This window comes from Microcystis sp. 0824, assembly GCF_003112475.1.
Classification (GTDB): domain Bacteria; phylum Cyanobacteriota; class Cyanobacteriia; order Cyanobacteriales; family Microcystaceae; genus Microcystis; species Microcystis aeruginosa_C.
Genome location: NZ_BDSM01000008.1, coordinates 47,611 through 69,590, shown reverse-complemented (window position 1 = coordinate 69,590; position 21,980 = coordinate 47,611). Strand labels below are relative to the sequence as shown.

14 protein-coding genes and 1 other RNA gene are annotated in these 21,980 nt (G+C 43.2%); 8 read left to right on the top strand and 7 right to left on the bottom strand.

Features of this window, described 5'->3' with window-relative positions; genetic code table 11:
* Positions 1 to 353 precede the first annotated feature (353 nt).
* Complete coding sequence (locus N0824_RS03785; protein ID WP_108935772.1) at positions 354 to 2,150, bottom strand: N-acetylmuramoyl-L-alanine amidase; 1,797 nt, start codon at positions 2,148 to 2,150, stop codon at positions 354 to 356.
* Positions 2,151 to 2,450: 300 nt separating this feature from the next.
* Between N0824_RS03785 and N0824_RS03780 the strand changes: the two genes are divergently transcribed.
* From N0824_RS03780 to N0824_RS03770, 3 genes are all read left to right on the top strand, one after another.
* Positions 2,451 to 2,885, top strand: a complete 435-nt coding sequence (locus tag N0824_RS03780) for a peroxiredoxin (RefSeq protein WP_002784120.1) — start codon at positions 2,451 to 2,453, stop codon at positions 2,883 to 2,885.
* Between the two features lie 196 nt (positions 2,886 to 3,081).
* Entirely contained in the window at positions 3,082 to 4,086 is a 1,005-nt protein-coding gene (locus N0824_RS03775) for a glycoside hydrolase family 10 protein (RefSeq protein ID WP_036402941.1), read from the top strand.
* Between the two features lie 259 nt (positions 4,087 to 4,345).
* Complete coding sequence (locus N0824_RS03770) at positions 4,346 to 7,912, top strand: N-6 DNA methylase (RefSeq protein ID WP_108935771.1); 3,567 nt, start codon at positions 4,346 to 4,348, stop codon at positions 7,910 to 7,912.
* 162 nt (positions 7,913 to 8,074) lie between these two features.
* Here the strand turns inward: N0824_RS03770 and cruG are convergent, their stop codons facing one another.
* Positions 8,075 to 9,262, bottom strand: coding sequence for a 2'-O-glycosyltransferase CruG (cruG, locus tag N0824_RS03765; RefSeq protein WP_108935770.1), 1,188 nt, complete (start codon positions 9,260 to 9,262; stop codon positions 8,075 to 8,077).
* Position 9,263: 1 nt separating this feature from the next.
* Positions 9,264 to 10,178 (bottom strand): gamma-carotene 1'-hydroxylase CruF, encoded by a 915-nt coding sequence (cruF, locus tag N0824_RS03760; RefSeq protein ID WP_108935769.1) that lies wholly within the window; start codon positions 10,176 to 10,178, stop codon positions 9,264 to 9,266.
* Between the two features lie 502 nt (positions 10,179 to 10,680).
* Here cruF and N0824_RS03755 point away from each other — a divergent pair.
* Positions 10,681 to 12,219 carry a serine/threonine-protein kinase gene (locus N0824_RS03755; protein ID WP_108935768.1) on the top strand — a complete coding sequence of 513 codons (1,539 nt, stop codon included), beginning with the start codon at positions 10,681 to 10,683 and terminating at the stop codon, positions 12,217 to 12,219.
* 72 nt (positions 12,220 to 12,291) lie between these two features.
* Here the strand turns inward: N0824_RS03755 and N0824_RS03750 are convergent, their stop codons facing one another.
* Positions 12,292 to 13,881, bottom strand: coding sequence for a glycoside hydrolase family 57 protein (locus N0824_RS03750; protein WP_002748569.1), 1,590 nt, complete (start codon positions 13,879 to 13,881; stop codon positions 12,292 to 12,294).
* A gap of 147 nt (positions 13,882 to 14,028) precedes the next feature.
* On the opposite strand from N0824_RS03750, the gene N0824_RS03745 reads away from it, so the two are divergent.
* The gene (locus N0824_RS03745; RefSeq protein WP_108935767.1) at positions 14,029 to 15,183 is read left to right on the top strand and encodes a histidine kinase; all 1,155 of its coding nucleotides are present in this window, start codon (positions 14,029 to 14,031) and stop codon (positions 15,181 to 15,183) included.
* On the opposite strand, the gene N0824_RS03740 is transcribed toward N0824_RS03745, so the two are convergent.
* The gene (locus N0824_RS03740; RefSeq protein WP_108935766.1) at positions 15,161 to 15,988 is read right to left on the bottom strand and encodes an alpha/beta fold hydrolase; all 828 of its coding nucleotides are present in this window, start codon (positions 15,986 to 15,988) and stop codon (positions 15,161 to 15,163) included. The genes N0824_RS03745 and N0824_RS03740 overlap by 23 nt on opposite strands.
* A gap of 348 nt (positions 15,989 to 16,336) precedes the next feature.
* Between N0824_RS03740 and rnpB the strand changes: the two genes are divergently transcribed.
* Together rnpB and rnc are read left to right on the top strand one after the other, a co-directional pair.
* An RNA gene (rnpB, locus tag N0824_RS03735) (RNase P RNA component class A) lies at positions 16,337 to 16,863 on the top strand.
* 269 nt (positions 16,864 to 17,132) lie between these two features.
* Entirely contained in the window at positions 17,133 to 17,837 is a 705-nt protein-coding gene (gene rnc / locus N0824_RS03730) for a ribonuclease III (RefSeq protein WP_108935765.1), read from the top strand.
* Between the two features lie 16 nt (positions 17,838 to 17,853).
* Here the strand turns inward: rnc and N0824_RS03725 are convergent, their stop codons facing one another.
* Complete coding sequence (locus tag N0824_RS03725; RefSeq protein ID WP_108935764.1) at positions 17,854 to 18,924, bottom strand: WD40 repeat domain-containing protein; 1,071 nt, start codon at positions 18,922 to 18,924, stop codon at positions 17,854 to 17,856.
* Between the two features lie 87 nt (positions 18,925 to 19,011).
* Positions 19,012 to 19,305: a hypothetical protein gene (locus tag N0824_RS03720; protein WP_108935763.1), complete on the bottom strand. Its 294-nt coding sequence runs from the start codon at positions 19,303 to 19,305 to the stop codon at positions 19,012 to 19,014.
* A 352-nt stretch (positions 19,306 to 19,657) separates the two neighbouring features.
* Between N0824_RS03720 and N0824_RS03715 the strand changes: the two genes are divergently transcribed.
* On the top strand, positions 19,658 to 21,898 hold the full coding sequence (locus N0824_RS03715; protein ID WP_108935762.1) for a glycoside hydrolase: 2,241 nt from the start codon (positions 19,658 to 19,660) through the stop codon (positions 21,896 to 21,898).
* Positions 21,899 to 21,980 lie beyond the last annotated feature (82 nt).

Here is a 21,980-nt window from a genome sequence, read left to right as displayed (position 1 = left end):
CTTAATCCCCCTTTATCCCCCCTTAATAAGGGGGGCAGCGATTAAGTTGTCTATAAGGGCGTGAACTGTTGGCAAATTTTTAGGTAAACTATCTTCAGTTGTTTGCTCATCCAGAGATTTTTCTTACAGAGTGATCGCTGTTTGAATATCTACTAGGGAGTGATCGGCTATACCTTGTAATCTAGCAGTTATTTTGTCCGATTGCTGTTCACTGGTAACATTTTTTCCATGAACTTGATTTAATTTCCTCAGATTACAATAGAGACTCCAGCCAATCCTATCACCGGCTTTTCAGCTAGGGCTTGATTTTTCATAAAGATTTAAGCTTATCTCCCTCGGATTGCCCTTAAATCTTAACTGGAAGCAATTACCCCAGATTGTTGAAACCATTGGCTAATTCCGGCGGCTAAAACTTGCGCTAATTGTTTTTGTGCCTGAGTATCGGTAATCCATTCAAATTCTTGAGGATTACTCATAAATCCTAACTCTAATAACAATGAAGGACTACTATAAGGCCGAGTTAAAGCTAAATTATTCCAAAATACCCCATAGGAAGGACGGTTAAGATTTTTGGTTAAATAATCGTGGAGAAAAACCGATAGATCCGCTGCCTGGGGATGATACCAAAATATGCCAATTCCTTGGGTATTTAAGGCATCTCCATCATCGGGTAAAGCATTATAGTGAACCGATAGTGCTAGGGTTGGTTGTAGATTATTAATCATCTCTACCCGTGCCGGTAGGGATATTTCGATGTCCGTTTCTCTGGTTAAATAAACTGTTGCCCCCAATTTTTCTAACTCCCGTTTAATTAATTTAGACATAAGCAAATTAATCTCTTTTTCTGTGTGACCCGTCGGACCGACAGCACCAGTTTCTTTACCTCCGTGTCCTGGATCTAATAAAATAACTTTGCCCTGTAAATTATCACTTTTTTCCGGGGGATGACGCAGGGTTAAGATTAAATTTGTCCCCTGGTAACGAAGACTATAACCCCACTGTTGTTTTTGGTTAAGATTAAAAGTGTATTCTATCGTGGTCGGGTTGATTTGTCGCCAATCTAAACGTCTTACTAAAGGATTATCCACTAGAAAAATTGTATCGGTTTGGGCAATGGTCTTATAAAGAGTCAAAATAAATTTATCATCCTCTTGTCTCACGGCGATGGGTACAGGATGGGAGAGGGGGAAAATAATTTCCGTTGCTTGATTGATACTGCGAGAAGAGAGACCACGAATATTAGCATTATCTAAGACCTCATTAACTATTAAACGGGTTTCTCGCTCTAAAATCCAACCACCATAATCTAACCGTAACCAATCCCCTTCTTTCCCAGTGACTCTCGCTTTTGTGCCTTGGGGTAAAGGAGTTAAACGGGAATAATTACTACCCGGCCCCGTGCGAGCTACCCCTTGGTCTGCTATAATTTCAATCACTGGTAAATTTTGATCGCTAATAATGTTAATTTCTCCTTGACCTTGTTGACTAATCGAGCGATTATTTAATTGTGCTGTAAAAATAGGTTTTCCTAAGTTAGCCTCTTGCTTAAACTGCTGACAACCTCGATAGTAACCAGTTTTATCCTCGGAATTCGCTTGATTAAGATTAGTTAAAACTGCGGCATTACTAGGCAGTTTTGTGGTTTGAGGTTGGGGTAAAAGAGGCAGAATTTTATCTCCTAACTGCACAGAGACCTGAGCTTGGGGAGTGGCAATCGCACTAAAACAAATCCATTCCCCCACTAACCTCGTCTTATTGACAGAAGGACTGAGAGAGTTATCAGCAAAAGCTAATCCTTGGGGAATAATTGCTTGAGTATCTAGACGAATTATTTGACGATTAATAGTTTGGTTTTGATAGCGAATAGTGAAATTATTTTCGCCAACTTCTAGGGGAAAACTAGGGGCAAAATATCCTTTAGCACTGCGTTGAATCGGTTGATTATTGAGCAAAACTTGACCCGATGGAGGAGCAGAACCAATAAAAAAGATTCTCGATGCCGTGGTTTGATGATTATCGGGAGGATAAACAATCATTAATGAGGCAGATTTAGCACTGATGCTGTGATAAAAACCGATTAATAGCACTAAAACTAAACCGATTAAGATATTTTGCCCAAAAGTTCTCACCTTTAACCAGAATAGCCCCATATTATCCCCCTCTTAGCTGACAAATATTATCCTAGGACAAATTCTGGAGGTTTGTTGTTCGTCTTCTCAGTTGCACTGCATTTAAACTGCCTGTGGAAAATAGTAGTACAAATGCTCGAACCCCCACTTCCCCATCACCCCCCGCAACGCGCACGCAGTGACCACCCCATCACCCCATCTCCCTAATTCATAATTCATAATTCATAATTCATAATTCATAATTCATAATTCCCACACCCTGTTTTTGACCCTAATCCTTTATCATCAATATAGATTAACTTTTGTAAAGGAATCGGAGTTATGGCTTTAACCGTTGGAACAATCGCACCGAACTTTACCACCACCGACGATACTGGAAAAACCGTTTCCCTGTCGGATTTTCAAGGTAAAGTCGTAGTTTTATACTTCTATCCCAAAGATGATACCCCCGGCTGCACCAAGCAAGCGCAAAGCTTCCGGGATAACTACGAACAATACCAAGACAAGGAAATAGTAGTCTTCGGGGTGAGCAGGGATGACCAGGGTTCCCATGCACAATTTAAAGAAAAATACAGTTTACCCTTCCAATTGCTTGTAGATACCGATGGTGCTATCACCAAAGCTTATGACGTCGATGGGGGTGGCTATTCTAAGCGCGTCACCTATATCATCGATGCAGAAGGCAAAATTAGCCATGTGGATGAGAAAGTGAATACCGCTAGTCACGCATCGGATATTCTCTGTGTGGTCGGTTAATTTTTCCTAAAATTTTTTCTGGGTGTGTTAGGGGGGCCTAATACACCAGGTATCTATTTTTTAGTTCACTGATAATCAGTCTTTAATAACCGGATTTAGTATAACTAAACAGCGATCGCTGATAATGAACTGAATATCAAAAATCGGACTACAATAATGCTATTATCAAATATCTGGGTGGGATTAATCGGCAATCATGGTTAAGTTTAGCAAGTACCTAAAGAGGCTTGGGATTGTTGCTGGAGTGGCTTTTTTGTTGTTGGTTACTCACCGCGCGGCTCCCCGAAAGGCAGTGGAAAATGAGCAGATGAAGGGGGTTTGGTTAACCAATATTGGCACGATATTGTTACATCACACTACGTCCTTAGATGAGGTGTTAAATCATCTTTCGCGATCGGGTTATGACCGGGTGTATTTTAGTGTTTATGGGTTTAGGGGAACGCTTTATCCGACTTCCCAACGTCCGACGAATTGGTTGTTTGTGCCGCCGTTGAGCAATCCCTGGAGGGCAGCGGTTAAGGAGTCTTTACGGCAGGGTTTGAAGCCATTTGCTTGGTTTGAGTATGGTTTGATGTTATCGCCTAAGGATCCCATTGCCAAAAAGCATCCGGATTGGCTATTAAAAACGCCCGCAGGGAAGACGGTGGTGGAAACCAATGTCTGGTTAGATCCGGCGAATCCGCAGGTACAAGCCTATCTTTTGGGCAATATGGAGGATATTTTAAAAGAAAAAGATTTGGCGGGGATTCAGTTAGATGATCATTGGGCAGTTCCGCGTGTTTTTGGTAATAAAAGTCAGGCTTTAACGAATTTAACCCGCAAGTTGCACGATCATGTCAAGGCGATTAATCCCAAGTTGGTGGTGAGTCTTTCGCCTAATCCTCACTCTTTTGCGGTGAATAAATATAATCAAAATTGGTTGGCTTGGGTGCGTCAAGGGATTGTGGATGAGGTGGTCTTACAGATCTATCGGAAAACTCCCAATCAGGTGGCGGCGAGTCTTTCGGGATCGGGACTGGCGACAGCTTCCCGGTATGTGCCGGTGGGGGTGGGTTTATATGCGGGTTGGAATCCTGATTTTTCCTTAAAGGGTTTACAAGCTCAGGTGAGGACGGTGGAGCAGCAGGGTTATGGCTATTCGTTATTTTCTTGGGAATTTGTGGTCATGCGTCATCTTTTTAATCATATTCCTCGGTTTTAAGTAGGTAGGCGTTAAAAATTATCAGATGCCCCCCTTATTAAGGAGGGATTAAGGGGGGACTAAGGGGGGATCGGCACCCCCCTTATCAAGGGGGGCAGGGGGGATCGAACCTAAAATCCATTTTTAATTTAATTATAACCAGCTACTTAACGGGCTAAACAATCAAGATGCTCAAGTTAACTTTTTTTGGGTTGTCTGAAATACCCTGTTAATATTATAATTTTTTTATCTCAGTCAATGAATCGGCCATCACACGCTTATGAGTTTAATTCAAGAAGGAATAAAAAAAGGCTTAATTAAGTTAGATGATGAGCAGAAATATATTACATATATTAATCAAAATAAAAAGCGAAATTATAGCAATCCTGAAGAACAGGTACAAGCTGAGACTTTTTTAAAGTTAGTTTTGACCTATGGTTATGCTCAAAAGCGGATTCGGTTATTTGTTCCCGTAGTAATGGGATCATCGACCAAAGAAGCGGATATTATTGTTTATAATGATGATGGGCATAAATCGCCTCATATCGTTGTTGAATGTAAAAAACAAGAGGTTTCAGAATTAGAATTTACTCAGGCAGTAGAACAGGGTTTTAGTTATGCGGTGGCGGAAGGAGCGAAATATGTTTGGATAACTTCCGGTATTAAAGATGAATATTATCAAGTACCAACAGAAAAGCCAAAGGAAAGAATTACTATCACTGATATTCCACAATCGGGAGTGGAAACATTAGCGCGTTTTAAATATGCTAAAGGTGGTGGTATTTCTAATGGACAAAAGTTATTTGAGTTAACAGTAGTTACAGAGGGTGAGTTAACCCGTCGTTTTAAGCAGGCTCATCAATCGTTATGGGGAGGGGGAGAGTTGAATCCCTCGGAAGCTTTTGACGAGTTAGATAAGCTAATTTTTTGTAAAATTTGGGATGAAAAGAAAGCTCGCAAGGTAAGGGAACCCTACGATTTTCAGGTCTTTAGTGTTGCTCCTAAAGCTAATGAAAAAGAGGAGGAAAGAAAACAACGGGAAAATAAGCAATTAAGTGAGCGCATTAAGGCTTTATACGAAGAAGGTCGTCGAGCAGATGCAGAAGTTTTTAAAGATGATATTCGCTTAAGTCCAGAGAAGTTGCGGACGGTGGTGGGTTATTTGGAAAGTATTAATTTAGGCGAAACAGACTTAGATAGTAAGGGTCGCGCTTTTGAGACGTTTATGGGGTCATTTTTTCGCGGAGATTTTGGGCAGTATTTTACACCTCGACCAATTGTTAAGTTTATTGTGGATGTGCTACCCATCCAGCACAATTCTTTAGTTTTAGACACATCTTGTGGAAGCGGTGGTTTTCTGCTTCATGCGTTAGAGAAGGTTCGTACGGAAGCTGATGAATACTATCCCAATTATAAAACGGATCCGAAAGAATATAACAAACATTATCAGCATTGGCATAATTTTGCTCAGAGTAATTTGTTTGGCATTGAAATTAATGAACAGATTGCCCGGGTTGCCAAAATGAATATGATTATCCATGATGATGGTCATACCAATGTGATTGCAGCGGATGGTTTACGCGATAGCGAAGATTTAATTAAACGGACAGAAAATAAAGGCTTTACATATAATCGCTTTGATTTTATTATTACTAATCCGCCTTTTGGTTCGGTTATTAAACAAACGGAACAGGCTTATATATCCCAATATAGCTTTGCGATGAAGGCGGTAGATTGGTTAAATCCTAAAAGTAGAACAACGGAGCGGGATAGCCAAAGTACAGAAGTTTTATTTCTCGAGCAATGTCATCGTTTTTTAAAGGAAGGTGGCTATTTAGCGATGGTGGTTCCTGATGGTATTTTGACTAATTCAAGTTTGCAGTATGTCAGGGAGGGAATCGAGGAAAAATATCGCATTGTGGCGGTGGTTTCGATGCCTCAGACGGCTTTTTCTGCAACGGGAGCAGGGGTTAAAAGTTCGGTTTTATTTTTGAAAAAGCATTCGCAAGCAGTAACGGAAAGTATTCAACAGGCTAAACTGGCTTTACAGGATCAAATTAAGCAAGGCAATGATTATTTAAAGTTATTGGATAAGATTGAAAATAATAAGAAGCGGCATTTAAAGGAGTTACGAGGTTTTGATAATGCTCAAAATTTGTCCGGTAAGGCGTTGACGGATTCGGAGCTTTATAAGGAGTGGAAAAAGTCGGTCACGGCGGAATATAATGACCAAATTGAGGCCTTAAAGGAGTCTTTGAGTGATCAGTATGCGGAGGAAAAGCAAAAGGTAATCGAAGATTATCCGATTTTTATGGCGATTGCCGAAGATATTGGTTATGATGCAACGGGTAAACCGACTAATAATAATGAGTTAGATTTTATTGGTCAGGAGCTTGCCCGGTTTATTGAGTCTATAGAGTCAGGAAAGGATGGTTTTTTTTTAGGTCTTGATGTGGATAAAGATAAAATATTTTTAGTAAATTCAAAGGAACTAGAAAGACGGCTTGATCCATTTTGTTATATTCCTGAGCTTGTTAAATTAGATAAAAAAGTTAAAGCAAAAACTCAATATCGTTTACGGCACTTTTCTAAGTATCATTCAAGTGGAGCTACTCCCAGTAAAAGCGAAAATAGTTATTATTCTGATGCTGAGAATGGCATTCCATTTGTGCGTGTGCAAAATTTATCAGTGACAGGAGAGCTAGATCAAACTGATTTAGTTTATATCTCTAGGGAAATTCACGAAAGCTTATTAAAAAGAAGTCAAATAAGAGAAGGAGATTTATTAGTAAAAATTACTGGCGTTGGAAGGATGGCTATTGCCTCTGTTGTCCCCCAAAATTTTGAAGGTAATATAAATCAGCATATTGTTGTTATTCGTACTGGTTCTAAGGAAATTAGCGAGAATTTAGCGGCTTTTTTAAACTTAGATACAGTAGAAAAACTTGCTTCAAAAAGAGCAACGGGTGGTACTCGTCCTGCTTTAGATTATCCTGCTTTATTTTCCATTCCTGTGATCAGTGATCAAAGAATATATGAAAAAATTCAGGATGCTGTGGCAAAGAAAAAACAAAAAGAATTGGAAGCACAGCGATTACTAGATAGTATTGATGATTATCTGTTAGGGGAGTTGGGGATTGAGTTACCCGAACCCGAAGAAAACACTATTAAAAACCGAATTTTTATCCGTAATTTAAGCGAGGTATCAGGCGATAGGTTTGATGCTCCCGCACATCAAAAAGAACTATTATTACCTTCTACAAGTTTTCCTATGGAAAAGCTTAAGAATTGTGTTTTTATTAATCCATTGACCTTATTTAAGGGAACTAAAAAAGATATGCAAGCGACTTTTATTCCAATGGAAAATGTTTCAGCTATTTATGGAGAAGCAGATACATCTCAAGTAGGGAATATAGAAGAATCTAATGGATATACAAGATTTTTAGAGAATGATTTAATTTGGGCAAAAATAACGCCTTGTATGCAAAATGGAAAATCTGCTGTAGTTTCTAATTTAGTAAATGGTATTGGCTTTGGTTCTACAGAATTTCATGTTTTTCGAGCCAAAACTGATATTGATATTAAATATATTTATGCCTTACTAAGACTTAAAATTCTTAGAAATTATGCTATTCTTTACTTTTCTGGTTCTGTGGGTCATCAAAGAGTATCAGATGAATTTTTTAAAAAATTGTTAATTCCTCTGCCTCCTCTTGAAAAACAAATAGAAATTAGTGAGCATATCACGGCAATTCGTAATCAAGCCAAACAACTCCAACAACAAGCCAAAGACGACCTAGAAAAAGCTAAACAGGAAGTCGAAGCCATGATTTTAGGTGATGACTAAAAGCCTAATTTATCGGCTCTTCTAGGTTCTGTGTGATCAGTTTAACTTACAATATGATCGATCTTTGTGTCCTCTGTGTCTTTGTGGTTCCTTCCACTCCCTCGCCAACAGGACTGTATCTTAGAATCCATTTTACCCACCAAACCTAAGAGAGCCATATTTTTAATACAATCGACCGCGCCAACTTTGGGGACGGGTAAAAGCAGAGATAAAAATGCGGATAACTGCCAGCGGATCCGCGAGGGGAGATAGCCAAAATAATCCCGAAGATAGATTGACTTTTTCGCCCCGATAGTAGCTAGGAGAGACGGCCAATAAAAGGGCAAAGCGAATCAATAACAGCAGCAGGTTTAAAGTCAAGACAATTTGTAAACTCAGGAAATTGTAGCCAAAAATCAAAGCTGTGAGCAGTAAAGGAGTGATAATTATCGGTAATCCCTGAGTAAGAGCTAATAAAGCTAAATCGCCCCATAATTGCCCCTGATAGGAGGCATCTTTGAGGTCAAGGGATCTGCCCCATTCGCGCCAAGTTTCCTTAAGTCCTTCGTACATCCGCACCCGAATCAACTTCGCCCCATCGAGAAATCCCACCCGATAGCCTTTGGTTGCCGCTAGACGGGCCAGGGTGACATCATCGCAAAAAGAACCTTTTGCCCCGCTATAACCGTCTAAAGCCGCTAAAACTGACCGCCGGCAGAGAAAACATTGACCATTGGCCATGACTCGTTCGGGATCTTGCCCGCGCACTCCGGCCGCATCAAAGCGATAGAGCAAAGTCATCAATAAAGCTGGCTGTAACCACCATTCTCCCGGATAGGAGAGGATAAATTGCGGCGACAGGGAAACTAAATCATAACCTTCTGCGATCGCAGCTTTGACCAAACTGGCGACTAAATTTGCTTGGGGTTGGGTATCGGCATCAATGCCCAAAATCCAGTCACTTTCAGGAGAACTAAACAAAAAACCATTGTGTAACGCCCAGGGACGACCTACCCAATCGGGAGGCAAAGGATCATCGGTTTTCAGGCGAAAGCGGGGGTCTTTTGCCGCCATCTCCTTGACTTTTTCCCGCGTACCATCTTGGGAATTGCTATCGACAATCAGAATTTCTCGCACTTCGTAACTCTGTTGACTCAATCCCTGTAAACAACCGTCAATCCTGGCCACTTCGTTTAACGTCGGCACAATCACGCTTACCGTCCCTAACATTTCTGGGGTGGGGGGTTGGGGAGTCAGGGGAGGACGACGACGCGCCCCTTTTAGCAGACGGGAAAGAAGGATAAAAAAGGCAACAGCCTGAGACAGCAGTAGCCCCAGGCAGAATGCACCGAGAATTATCTCAGTTAACAACTTATTTGGCTCCTCTCACCGAAACAACGGGGATTTTTAGGGTTGTTACTTCGCTTGTCGGCACTGTTTGCCCGGAAGCAACAGCCTTGGCGCGATTATAGAGGAGTATTAAAGGCAGAATACCGGTGAGTAATCCTAAGAAAATCGGCGGATAAATACCGGCACCCATACTCATGACCGTAGCAAAGCCAAAATTACCTAAATACATCACAAAAGGCAGGGTTAAATCTTGACTTGGCAGTTTCACCGGTTGCACTTGCCAGATTAAAGTGGCTACCGTCATAAAAACACAGCCTGTACCGAACCAACCGGCAAAATTTTCATAGGGCATCCCAAAGAAGGCCCCCGGTTGTTCCCAAATCCAGAAGGGCATGGTGGTTTGACTCATGGCCGGATCTAGGACAAAATCCCATGAAGTTAATAATACCGCCCCGATAGCGATCGCTCCTAGATTTTGTAGCCACTGGGGTATAGCAAGAGTGGATAAACCAACACGAGCGATGATATAGGCACTAAAACCGAGATAAAACCAAGATAGGGGGATAGTAAAGGGGACTAAACCCGCAATTTTGTAACCTAGACCCGAAAGATAACGATAATGACCGAAAGGAAAGCCGGTACTGGTTCCTAATAGTTCGCTACAAAGGGATAAACTGATAGCGGGAACCATGAATCCTAACCAGTGCCACACTCCTAGAGTCCGATAGGCATAAACAGCCACCGCTGCCATTCCTAACACCATATACACCACACCCCCCCCGGCCATTGACCAAGCAAAGGCGGTTTTGCCAAAATCCGGTAAATTGGCCACAAATTCGGGATGAGGCAAGACTAGCAATAATCCCGCTAGTCCAAAAGCCATCGATACAATATGACCGATGAGCAGAGCTTTTTCGATCGCAATTAGTCGTCTCATTAAATCTCTAGCACTGCGAAAGGATAATCATTTTCAAGTTTACAAATCTTTATTAAAGAATTATTACGCAGATCGGTCACTTTCGGCAAAAAAGTTTTAGGGGGGTTAGAGAGTTTCCTGTAGTGGTGGTTTAGGAGTCCCTAGGCAGTCCCGATGAAAAAATTTTCACCCCCACAGATGAAAGAGGTTTCCTTCCCCACACCCCACACCCCACAGCCTCTTTCAAGTCAGGAGAATCAAGAACGAATAATAATCAATCAAATTGTCTATTTAGAGATTTTATGCTATTTTATAGTTAGTTTTTTCATTTTTTCGACCCCCAAAAATTAATTATCCAAGGGGCAATGACTAAAAATGCCTGAAAATATATATTAACAATCATGCTTTTAGCCTAAAAAAAGGCATTCTAAGGTTAAGTCCTCTCGATCACCCCGGAATTGCAGCGGTTCTTAAAAAAAACTCTCTCCACCAGACTCACTATAATTAAAACGGTAGCCTAGTTATGTCGGCAGAATCTAGACATCGGCGCCTACTTGCCAATCGATACCAACTGGTCGAGTTGATCGGTAGCGGTGCCATGGGACAAGTATATCGAGCGGAAGATAAACTCTTAGGTGGCGTAACCGTCGCCGTGAAATTCCTCTCGCAAACTCTCCTCAACAAAAGAATGCGCGAGCGTTTCGAGCGAGAGGCAACTATTTCGGCACTTTTAGGCGAAAAAAGTATTCATATTGTTAAAGTTCGTGATTATGGTGTAGATGAAAAAGAAGTCCCCTTCTACGTCATGGAATTTTTGCAGGGGGAAAGCATAGGAGAAATCATCAAATATCAGCCGCTGCCCCTCCCGCGCTTTCTCAATCTCACCCGTCAGATTTGTTTCGGCATCGAATGCGCCCATAAGGGTATTATCTTCCAAGGCGAGATGTGTCCGATTATTCACCGGGACATCAAACCTAGCAATATTATCGTGATTCAGGACTCAGGATTAGGGGAATTGGTGAAAATTCTCGATTTTGGCATCGCTAAGCTCATCCAATCGGGAGAATCCCAAACCCAATCGTTTATGGGAACCTTAGCCTATTGTTCCCCAGAACAGATGGAAGGTAAAGAACTCGATCATCGTTCCGATATCTACAGTTTCGGGATCGTGATGTACGAGATGATCACGGGAGAAACACCCCTTTTTCCCGATAATTCCTCCTTTGGCGGTTGGTATGAGGTTCACCACTACGCTGAACCCCGTCCCTTTAATCCTAGCTTGCAATTACCGCCAGAATTAGAACAGTTAATCCTGCGCTGTTTAGCCAAAGCACCCAGCGATCGACCGCAAAGTGTTACAGATATACTACAACTTCTCGAACGACTCGAACCCCTAGTCAAAAATAATCAACCCAATAAATTAAATCGTATCGGTGAAATAGTCCAAAAAATCGACGATTACACCACCAAAACTAAAACCCTTGATGATTTAGATCAAACCAGTGTTGCTGTCCCTAATACCAAGGATATCTGTCTCAAGTCCATTTGGCCCGAGGATAAACCGCGCCAAAAAATCGTCTTCCCACGCTGTATCAAGGCTGCTGACGGCGTTTTTGCCAGTTTATGGGTAATGTTGGATCGAGAAGATATCCCTGTTCGAGTTGCTAGTGTCCGTTATAATCAATTCCTCTTTTTACCCACACCCCACCCGATGATTCTCTGGATTACTGTCCTCTATCATCGTAAACAGGGGCCCCGCTGGTTGCCCTGTTATTTGGACTTAAAAACCCCCCAGGGTCAAAAAATGACCAAAACCCTCGGCGAAACCGGTCAATACTGGATTTTATTTTTCTCCCTCCAAGGCGGCCAGATCTGCGAAAATGTGATCACCGCTAATATTCCTCCCAATCAATGCCAAATTTTGCAGCAATGGGTGAGAGATAGTCAATTAGCCCCAGTGGGCAGCCCGCAAATTAGCAAGCGGACGTTAAAACGGAAACTTGATGAACTTAAACCCAAAATTCTGGCCAAATTAGCCTCAGAATTAGCCCAAGACACATAAATTTAACTTTCTAAAAAATCAAATCGGGGGGGTATTAACTAACCCCCTTTTTATCTATACTACTCACCCAGATTACAGAGGTCGATAGACGCGGTAATCAATATTGGGGAAAATATTGTCGATTTCCTCGACTTTTTCCAGCCAACCAGAGTCAATCTTCTCGGATTTTACATCTTCATAGATTTTATTTAACCGCAGCAGGTGGGAACGAGTACGCCGGACAGCATAGGGAACCATCGTACCGGTTCGCATAATAAAAGCCCAGTCAGAAGATTGTGCTAATAATAACTCCCGGGCCGCCTGATTTAAAGCCCGTTCCTGTAATTCATCCTCCGCTTCATGATGACTTAATTCAATCATCCGTTCCGTGCCTTTGTGCAGGTGAGGATAGATCCAGGCGTTAGTTTCATTTAGCCAGTATTCATGGAAACCCTTATAACCCCAACTGGATTGGGAAGGACGACAAACCTGCTGGGTCGGGTTAGCCCGGAGATAATCGGCTAAATGGGTCATTTGGTAGATATTTTGGTCATACCAGGACTTGCGGAACAGAAAATCAATAAACCAGGGTCCCTCATACCACCAGTGACCGAATAACTCGGCATCGTAGGGAGAAACAACCAGGGGGGGACGGCCCATAATTCCCGCTAAACTCTCCACTTGTCGCTCGCGATTATACATAAAATTGCCCGCGTGTTCGGCGGCTTTTTCTTTGGCCCAGTAGGGGTCATAAAGCCCTTTTTCCGATAAACCGCCGTCCCGGCTAGTAATTTTGTGGTATTTAATGCCTATATTCTTGCGTTGACCGTTGGGCATGATATAGGGCTTAATATACTCGTATTCCGCTTCCCAGCCCAAATCTTTATAGAATTCCCGATAAACTATATCCCCCGGATAACCGACTTGGGAAGACCAGACCTGTTGGGAAGATTCGTGGTCACGACCGAAAGCAGCCACCCCAGTTTCCGTGAAAATGGGCGCATAACTGCCGTAACGGGGGCGAGGACGACCGTAGAGAATACCGTGGCCATCGACGAGGAAGTAACGAATGCCCGCATCGGCTAACATTCTCTCTACCCCTTCGTAGTAGGCACATTCTGGCAACCAAATGCCCTTGGGACGACGACCGAAATTTTCCTCGTAGTGTTGACAGGCCACCTCAATTTGCGCCCACACCGCTTGTGGGTACATTTTCATCAGGGGCATATAACCATGAGTCGCACCACAGGTGATAATTTCTAGGTTATTACTGTCGAGGAATTGTTTAAAAGCTTTGACCAGATCTCCATCGTATTTTTCCCAAGTTTGTCGGATACTTTGGAAGGATTCAGCGTAATATTCGGCTAAGTAGCGAATATGGCCATTATGTTGATTATGGTCGATTTCTTTAGCAATTAATTCTTCTAACTTGCCTAAGTGTTCTTCATAGCGCTCTTGCAGTAACGGATCCCGCAGCATCGACACCAAAGGCGGAGTCATGCTCATGGTCATTTTAAAATCGATACCGTCCCGTTTGAGACCTTCAAAAACTTGCAGCAGAGGGATGTAGGTTTCTGTGATTGCCTCGTATAACCATTCTTCTTCGAGGACGTAATCGCTTTCGGGATGGCGGACGAAGGGGAGATGAGCGTGGAGAACTAGGGCAACATAGCCAAAAGCCATAGGATTTCTTCTTAGAATTAAGGAATAAAACTTTAAGATTAGGTTGAGTAGATTTTATACTATCTTAAGCTTCTACAATAAAGAATATGATAAAAGTCGATCGATGATCGATCGATCTCGTCAATCCCTAGGTTTACTAATTTTCCGATGCTCCCATCTAACGAGGCACTGACTGCTTTAGGGAGAGAGACGATAACGCCTCTCTCGATTCAACTTTTGCTGTTTGTTGATGACCGTCCCAGTTCTCAAGAAATTATCCGTCAAATTCAGGCCTATCTCCAGTCTTTAAGGTCTGATTACCCGATTGACCTACAGATCATCGAAATTCGCCAGGAACCTCATTTAGTCGAACATTTTCGCCTTGTAGCTACCCCTGCCTTGGTCAAAATTGCTCCTGGTCCCCGCCATACCCTCGCGGGCAGTAATCTGGTGGAACAGTTTAAAAAATGGTTGGTACGTTGGCAAAAAGCGATTAAAGAGGAGGTCAAAAATAATCACGCTGAGGATGCACAACGTCAAGAGATGGAACATTCGGGCGAACTCATCCGCATCGCCGATGAGGTTTTTCGTCTCAAACAAGAAAAGGAAGAATTATTAGAACAATTAAAATTTAAAGACCAAATTTTGGCTATGTTAGCCCACGATTTACGCAGTCCTCTTACCGCTGCTTCCATCGCTGTGGAAACCCTAGAATTAGCCTATCATCAACCGGATACGGAGCGCAGTCTGCAATTACGAGAACAACTGCACCAACAGGCCCGCAAACAGTTCCGGATTATGAACCGTTTGATCACGGATATTCTGCAAGCTTCTAAGAGCATGGCGGCGCAATTCACTCTCCACCAGAGTAAATTTTATCTTCAAGCTCTTTGTCAGGAAATTTTGTCTCAATTTACCGATATTTTTCAGGAAAAGACTTTAACTCTCCAAAGCGATATCCCCCAAGATCTGCCCCCCGTCTATGCTGATGAGGAGTTAATCCGACAGGTGATTATTAATCTCTTGGAGAATGGCATCAAATATACTCCCCCCGGCGGCGAAATTACCCTTTCTGTCCTCCATCGTACTACTCAAAAAGTACAAGTGAGCATCAGTGATACTGGCCCCGGCATTCCCGAAGAAAAACAAGAGCATATTTTTGAGGGTCATGTGCGTCTCAAACGGGATGAGGGTAAAGAAGGTTATGGCATCGGTTTATCGGTCTGTCGTAAGATTATTCGCGCCCACTACGGTCAAATTTGGGTGGATAGTGTCCCTGACCACGGCAGTAGTTTTCACTTCACCCTGCCAGTTTATCGCTAAAATGCTCCGCTAACCAAGCATCAATGTCCCCTAAAACTAAGTCCTGGATTTCCCAGGGGAACAAATGGGCCGTATCTGGGTAACATTTCCACTGAGACAGTTTTAGTTTTTCGGCTGTTTCTTGGCTAGAAGCACTGGTAATATGGCGATCATTTGCCCCCGCCAGAACCAAGCAGGGAATTGTGATTTTGTCAAGAGATTTTAAACAATTGTAACCTTTTTTTAAAGCCCGATTTAAAGCGCGATCGGCAAAGGGAGAAGTGCCTAAGTAGGCGGGAACAGCATCTTGAGCGAGATAGCGATAGGATATCGCTTGATGTTGTGAAAAAAGGTACTGAAACAGGGAACGACGAGCAAAAGTATCAATATTCCAACGCCATCCCGGTTTGATCTGATTGAGAATTGCCGCCATCCCCGTCAAGATCAGAGCCTTGGTGGTGATAGGAGGATGACTACCCCAAGGCCGCGCGGCCGAGGCCACGAGAATTAAACCAGGAAAGCGATCGGGATGCCGCAATACTAATTCCAGTGCGATTATACCCCCCAAAGACCAACCGAGAATTAAACATTGCTGGATTTTTTGGCGATCGAGCAGCTCGATTAAATCCTCTAGATGTTCTTCTAGCTGAAAATCGCGGCGATAACGACTTTTACCGTAGCCGCGCAGATCCGGGGCCAGGGTTTGCCAGCGTTGGCAAAAATGATCGGTAAATACAGACATACTCGCTGCCGAACCGGGATGACCGTGCAGACAGAGGATCGGATAGCCATTACCTTTGATATTAACGTTTAGAGCGATCGACATTGAGCAGTTATCAGTTATCAGTTATCAGTTATCAGTTATCAGTTAAGCTAAGACGTATTTAAACCGCTTATTCTTAGATTAGCCGAATCTCCTCCAATTCCTTTACTGTTGCAAGAGTGCAAGAGCGCAAGAGCGCAAGAGCGCAAGAGTGCCTCGTCTCAACAAGCAATTTAAATTACGAACAGCTTAAGCGAGCAGTATTAAATAGCAGTTTCCTACTGTCTTTTCACTGTTCAGTTCACTGTTTACTGTTTACTGGACGGCTACGCCGTGCCTTTGGCAACACTGATTATTGACCGGGATATATGAGCGATCAAGTCTCTGGTAAGTCATACTAGAGAATGGGAGAGAGTTGGTCTAGAGGTTGCGGGATCATTTGATCAATGATTCCGAGGAAAGTCCGAACTCCTGAAAGACCACACTTGCTGGATAACGTCCAGTGCGCGTGAGCGTGAGGATAGTGCCACAGAAAAATACCGCCCCCTTTTTTCAGTGTTGCCAAAGGCACGGCGTAGCCGTCCAGTAAACAGTGATCAGTAAACAGTAACGAAAGTAAATTCACTGATAACTAATAACTTTCCACTGATAACTTTCCACTGATAACTTTCCACTGATAACTGATAACTGATTGGGGGTAAGGGTGCAAAGGTGCGGTAAGAGCGCACCAGCAGTATTGAGAGGTACTGGCTCGGTAAACCCCGGTGGGGAGCAAGGTGGAGGGACAAAGGTTGGTCTTTTTCCTGTCCCGTTCTTAGGAACCGCTTGAGGTAATTGGTGACAATTATCCCAGATAGATAACCTCTATTCCAACAAAGGTAAAAGCAATTTTACTGCTGTTGGGAAATACAGAATTCGGCTTATGTCTGACTCTCTCCTTTATCAGTTATCAGTTATCAGTTTACTGATCATTGAAAAAAAGCTCCCCAATTCATAATTCAGGCTCTACCGAACCTGTCATGCAAAACTATCAACAACTTATGCTTGTAAAGCTTGTACAATAAGGCTTTGAGTTTTTGTTAGATTGATATTTATCAACTTTAGAACATTGCTGGACAGAGAGGGAGCTTGGGGACTTTTCTACAGTGTAAGTTCGGAAGAACCATAATTCATAATTCATAATTCATAATTTATAATTCCCGCTCCCATGTCCTTAAGTGATCCGCGTCGCCAAAAACAATTAAAAATCCTAGTGGAAAAGCTGGGTTTATCGGCTGATGTCCCCGTCAGATGGGATTTATTAGATTTGGCCCTAACTCATCCCAGTGTTTCCCGTGATAAGAATTATGAACAATTGGAATTTGTAGGCGATTCTGTGGTAAGGCTCGTGGCGGCGGAGGTATTGTTAGAAACCTATCCGGAGGCGCTAGTGGGAGAATTTGCCGCCCTGCGATCGATGATGGTTAGCGATCGCACTCTGGCGGAATTTGCGGATCGCTACGGTTTCGAGCGTTATTTGTTGGTATCAAGTAGTACGAGTATTGATCAAGCGGGGCGAATTTCCCGACTAGCAGACGCTTTTGAGGCGGTCTTGGGAGCATTATATCTTAGTACGCATACTATGGTTTTAGTGCGTTCTTGGTTAGATGAGCCGCTACGGGAAAAAGCGGCCGAAATTCGTCGAGATCCGGCCCGACAGAATTATAAGGATGCCTTGCAGGAGTGGACACAAGCAAAATACAAAAAACTGCCGCAATATTTAGTAAAAGAAATCAATGGTTTAGATCAAGAGCGTTTTTGTGCGGAAGTGTGGTTAAATGAGCAGAAATTAGGAGTGGGAACAGGGAGAAGCAAAAAAGCGGCGGAACAGGCAGCGGCGAAATCGGCTTTTCTAGAAGTGGTTAAAGGCTAAATGCGGGCATTTTTGCCTAACGAACGAATTGCCAGAGGCGAATTTTAAAATCATAATTACCACTAGCCAAATACTGCCCATCGGGACTAAAAGCTAGGGATTCCACCCAGTCGGAATTATTATCAAACCAGGCCAACTGTTTACCCGTCGTCACATCCCATAAACGCACACCGTCATTACTGGCACTAGCGAGAATTTGTCCGTTAGGATGGAGTGCCAGGGAACGGATTCGGTCCGTATGACCGATGAGGGTAAATAATAACTTATTATTGCTCGTATCCCAGATTTTAATCGTGCGGTCTAAACTACCCGTAATTAAATTTTTACCGTCGGGAGTGTATAAAAGCTTGCTCACCGCTTGGGGATGGGCAGCAAATTTCGATAAAAATTTGCCCTCGCGGATGTCCCAAAAATTTACCTCACCGTTTTCATGACCACTAGCAAGGGTGAAACCATCGGATTTCACCCCTAGGGAATAAACAAAATTACCCACCCAATTTAAACGATAGAGGGGACGGCGGGGGGGTTGCACTGTCCAGAGGCGAATTCCTTCCAAACCGCCACTAATTAAAGTTTTACCATCGGGAGTAACGGTGAGGGCGAGGACAGTATTACCGTGTTCGAGGGCAATTCCTAAATACTTCCCTTCCACCAGATTCCAAAAATTAATCGAACCATCTAAACCGCTACTAACTAATAATCTTTCGTTGGGACTAATGGCTAAAGCTTTGACGCTGGTTCTTTGGGCCCGAGTTTGGGAGACTTTTTCTCCTGTTTTTACTGACCAAATTCTCAGGAGAGGATCCGTATCACTACCACCGGCGAGAACCAATTGGTTATCGGGGCTGAAAATCACAGCATTAGGGGTGGATTGTTGCCCTTCTAGGGTTTTAGCGAGGGTAAGTCTGCCTAAACCTTCTACTAGGATAGTTTCCAGGGTTTTTTCGCCACTTGCAGCCGCGGGTTTAGGGGGGGCAATGGGACTTTGGGCCTGACTAAGCTGATGTTGCCCGATTGTCAGCGTGGTTAGAACACTGACCACAATTGCCCCGACAAGTTTCTCCCCACCCATAAATCGGAATTTCATAAATTTAGTTGAATATTAACAAATGAACGGTGCTATAGATTCTAGCCTTTGAGGGGATTGATTGCCAAGCAAGGTGGGATTTTTGAGCTAAGAAGGTCGATTTTTTTCGTTTTTCAGGGTTGGTAAAGCTACTTGACCCGATTGGGGCGGTAAATAATATCTTGCTGCTTCTTCTCTGTTGATTTGCTCGGTTTTTTGGCCCTGTTGCCACCGGGCGAATATAGCGATCGCCATAATCGTTGCCCCTAAAGATAGCAGTGTCCATCTTTGTCCTAGAACCCCGATGATGACATCTACTGCCGCTACGGTAAAGATAAAGCTAGTTATTGGTTCTTGACGGTAAGCTTTCTTGAGAAAACGCGGCCAGAGGAGATTACTCATTTTATCTATTACTTCTACGGTTTCGATAATTCCAGCTTATCCTATCATCCTAAAAAATGTTGTCGATCGAGTGATGGGGGGTTTTTCAGTGAACAGTAATCAGTAAACAGTAAACAGTAATCAGTGAGGCCGAATAATATTAGAGATTCTACTGCTGAACTGCAAATAATCACCACTAGAGGAGCCGATCCTTTAACAAATACAAAGAGACGATACCCCCTGAAAACCAGTTGATAGGATTATGGTAGTGACCGAAATCAACTTTTAAGAATCTAGAATGGGCTTTATTGTCCATTATTATCTAATATAACGGCTTTAAAGCCTGTTATATGCACTTTTCCTCGGTATTATCATGGCCTATCCTCTCTACGTCGCTTTTATTTGGCATCAACACCAACCCCTCTACAAATCCTCTCAAACTCGCACCGATGCTTCGGGACAATATCGCTTACCCTGGGTGCGACTGCATGGGGTGAAAGATTATCTCGATTTAATCCTGATTCTAGAACGTTTTCCCAAATTACATCAAACTGTCAACCTTGTCCCCTCTTTAATCCTGCAATTAGAGGATTACGTCAACGGACTAGCTATAGACCCCTATCTTGCTCTCACCGTCACCCCGGAAGCGCAATTAACCCTGGCACAAAAACACTTTATCCTCGAACACTTTTTCGATGCTAACCATCGTACCCTGATCGATCCGCACCCCCGTTACGCCCAATTATACGCACAGCGTCAAGAAAACGGTCATAGTTGGTGTATTAGTCATTGGAATCTCCAAGATTATAGCGATCTCTTGGCTTGGCATAACCTCGCTTGGATCGATCCTATCTTTCACAGTGACCCAGAAATCGCAGCCTGGTTAGAACAGGGAAAAAACTTCACTTTAAGCGATCGCCAGCGCATTATCTCCAAACAGCGTCAAATTCTGCGTCGTATCTTGCCACAACACCGGTTAATGCAGGAAACCGGACAACTAGAAATCATTACCAGTCCCTACACCCATCCAATTTTACCCCTGCTGGCCAACTCGGAAGCCGGCCGGGTAGCGGTGCCGAATATGACCCTTCCTCGTCAATATTTCCACTATCCTGAAGATATTTCGCGCCATCTCCGGAAAGCTTGGCAAATCTATATCGATCGCTTTGATAAACATCCTCGAGGACTTTGGCCCTCGGAACAATCCGTTAGTCCCGCGATTCTCCCCGCAATCGCTAAACAGGGTTTTCAGTGGTTATGTTCCGATGAGGGGGTGTTAGGTTGGTCCCTGGGACATTACTTTCATCGCGACGAAAAAGGCAATATTAGCGAACCGGAATTGCTTTATCGTCCCTACCGTCTGGAAACTAGCAACGGCAATTTATCGATGGTTTTCCGCGATCATCGTCTCTCGGATCTGATCGGATTTAGCTATAGTGGCATGAAAGCGCAAGAGGCCGCTACAGACTTAGTTAAACACCTAGAAGCGATCGCCGAACAACTGAAAACCAACGCAGAAACCACGACCCTAGAAAAACCCTGGTTAGTTACCATTGCGCTAGATGGCGAAAACTGCTGGGAAAACTATCATCAAGACGGTTTACCCTTCCTAGAGAACCTGTATCAACTTTTAAGCGACCACCAAGCGATCGAATTAGTCACCGTCTCCGAATATCTCGATCGCTTTCCCGCTAATGCAAAAATCCCCAGCCATCAACTTCATAGCGGGTCTTGGATCGATGCCAATTTTACCACTTGGATCGGCGATCCCGCTAAAAATAAAGCGTGGGAATATCTAATTTTAGCCCGTCAAACCCTCGCTAATCACCCGGAAGCGACGGAAGATAATAACCCCGACGCGTGGGAAGCATTGTATGCAGCGGAAGGTTCCGATTGGTTTTGGTGGTTTGGTTATGGCCATTCTTCCAATCATGACGCAATTTTTGATCAACTTTTCCGCGAACACCTGATCACTCTTTATCAAGCTTTAAATGAGCCAATTCCCTCCTATTTGCTCGAACCGGTGGAAGAACACGGGGATAAACAAGGTAATCGTCCACTGGCCTTTATTCACCCCATTATCGACGGTTTTGGGGACGAACAGGATTGGGATAAAGCCGGACGGCTCGAAATTGGCGGCGCCAGTGGTACAATGCACCAGACTTCCTTAGTACAAAGGCTGTTTTTCGGTTGGGATCATCTCAATTTTTATCTGCGTTTCGATTGGAAACCGGGGGCAAACTTAGGAGAAGAAATTCCCGCAGAAGTGCATTTATATTGGTATTATGACGAAGTCCATCGTCTGCAAAGTCCAATTACCCTAGCAGATATTCCCCCTCGATCGCCCCTCGATTACGGTTATCATCATCATCTGGGAGTTAATTTAATCACGGAATTTACTTGGTTAGAAGTTGCTCAAGAATATTTTACTTGGCAACGAGTTCCTAGTAGTGCCAAAGCTTCTTTTAATCAATGTTTGGAAATTGCTGTCCCCTGGGAAGGATTACACATTGAACCCGATGCTCGTCTCCATTTAATCGTAGTTTTAGCCAATCAAGGTCAATACGATGATTTCCTCCCCGTTGAAGAATTAATCTTCCTGCAAAGACCTTAAATCAGTGAGCAGTGATCAGTTATCAGTTTTTTAGTTATCAGTAATCAGCTTCTGAAGGCAAGAGGCAACAGGCACTCGTGCA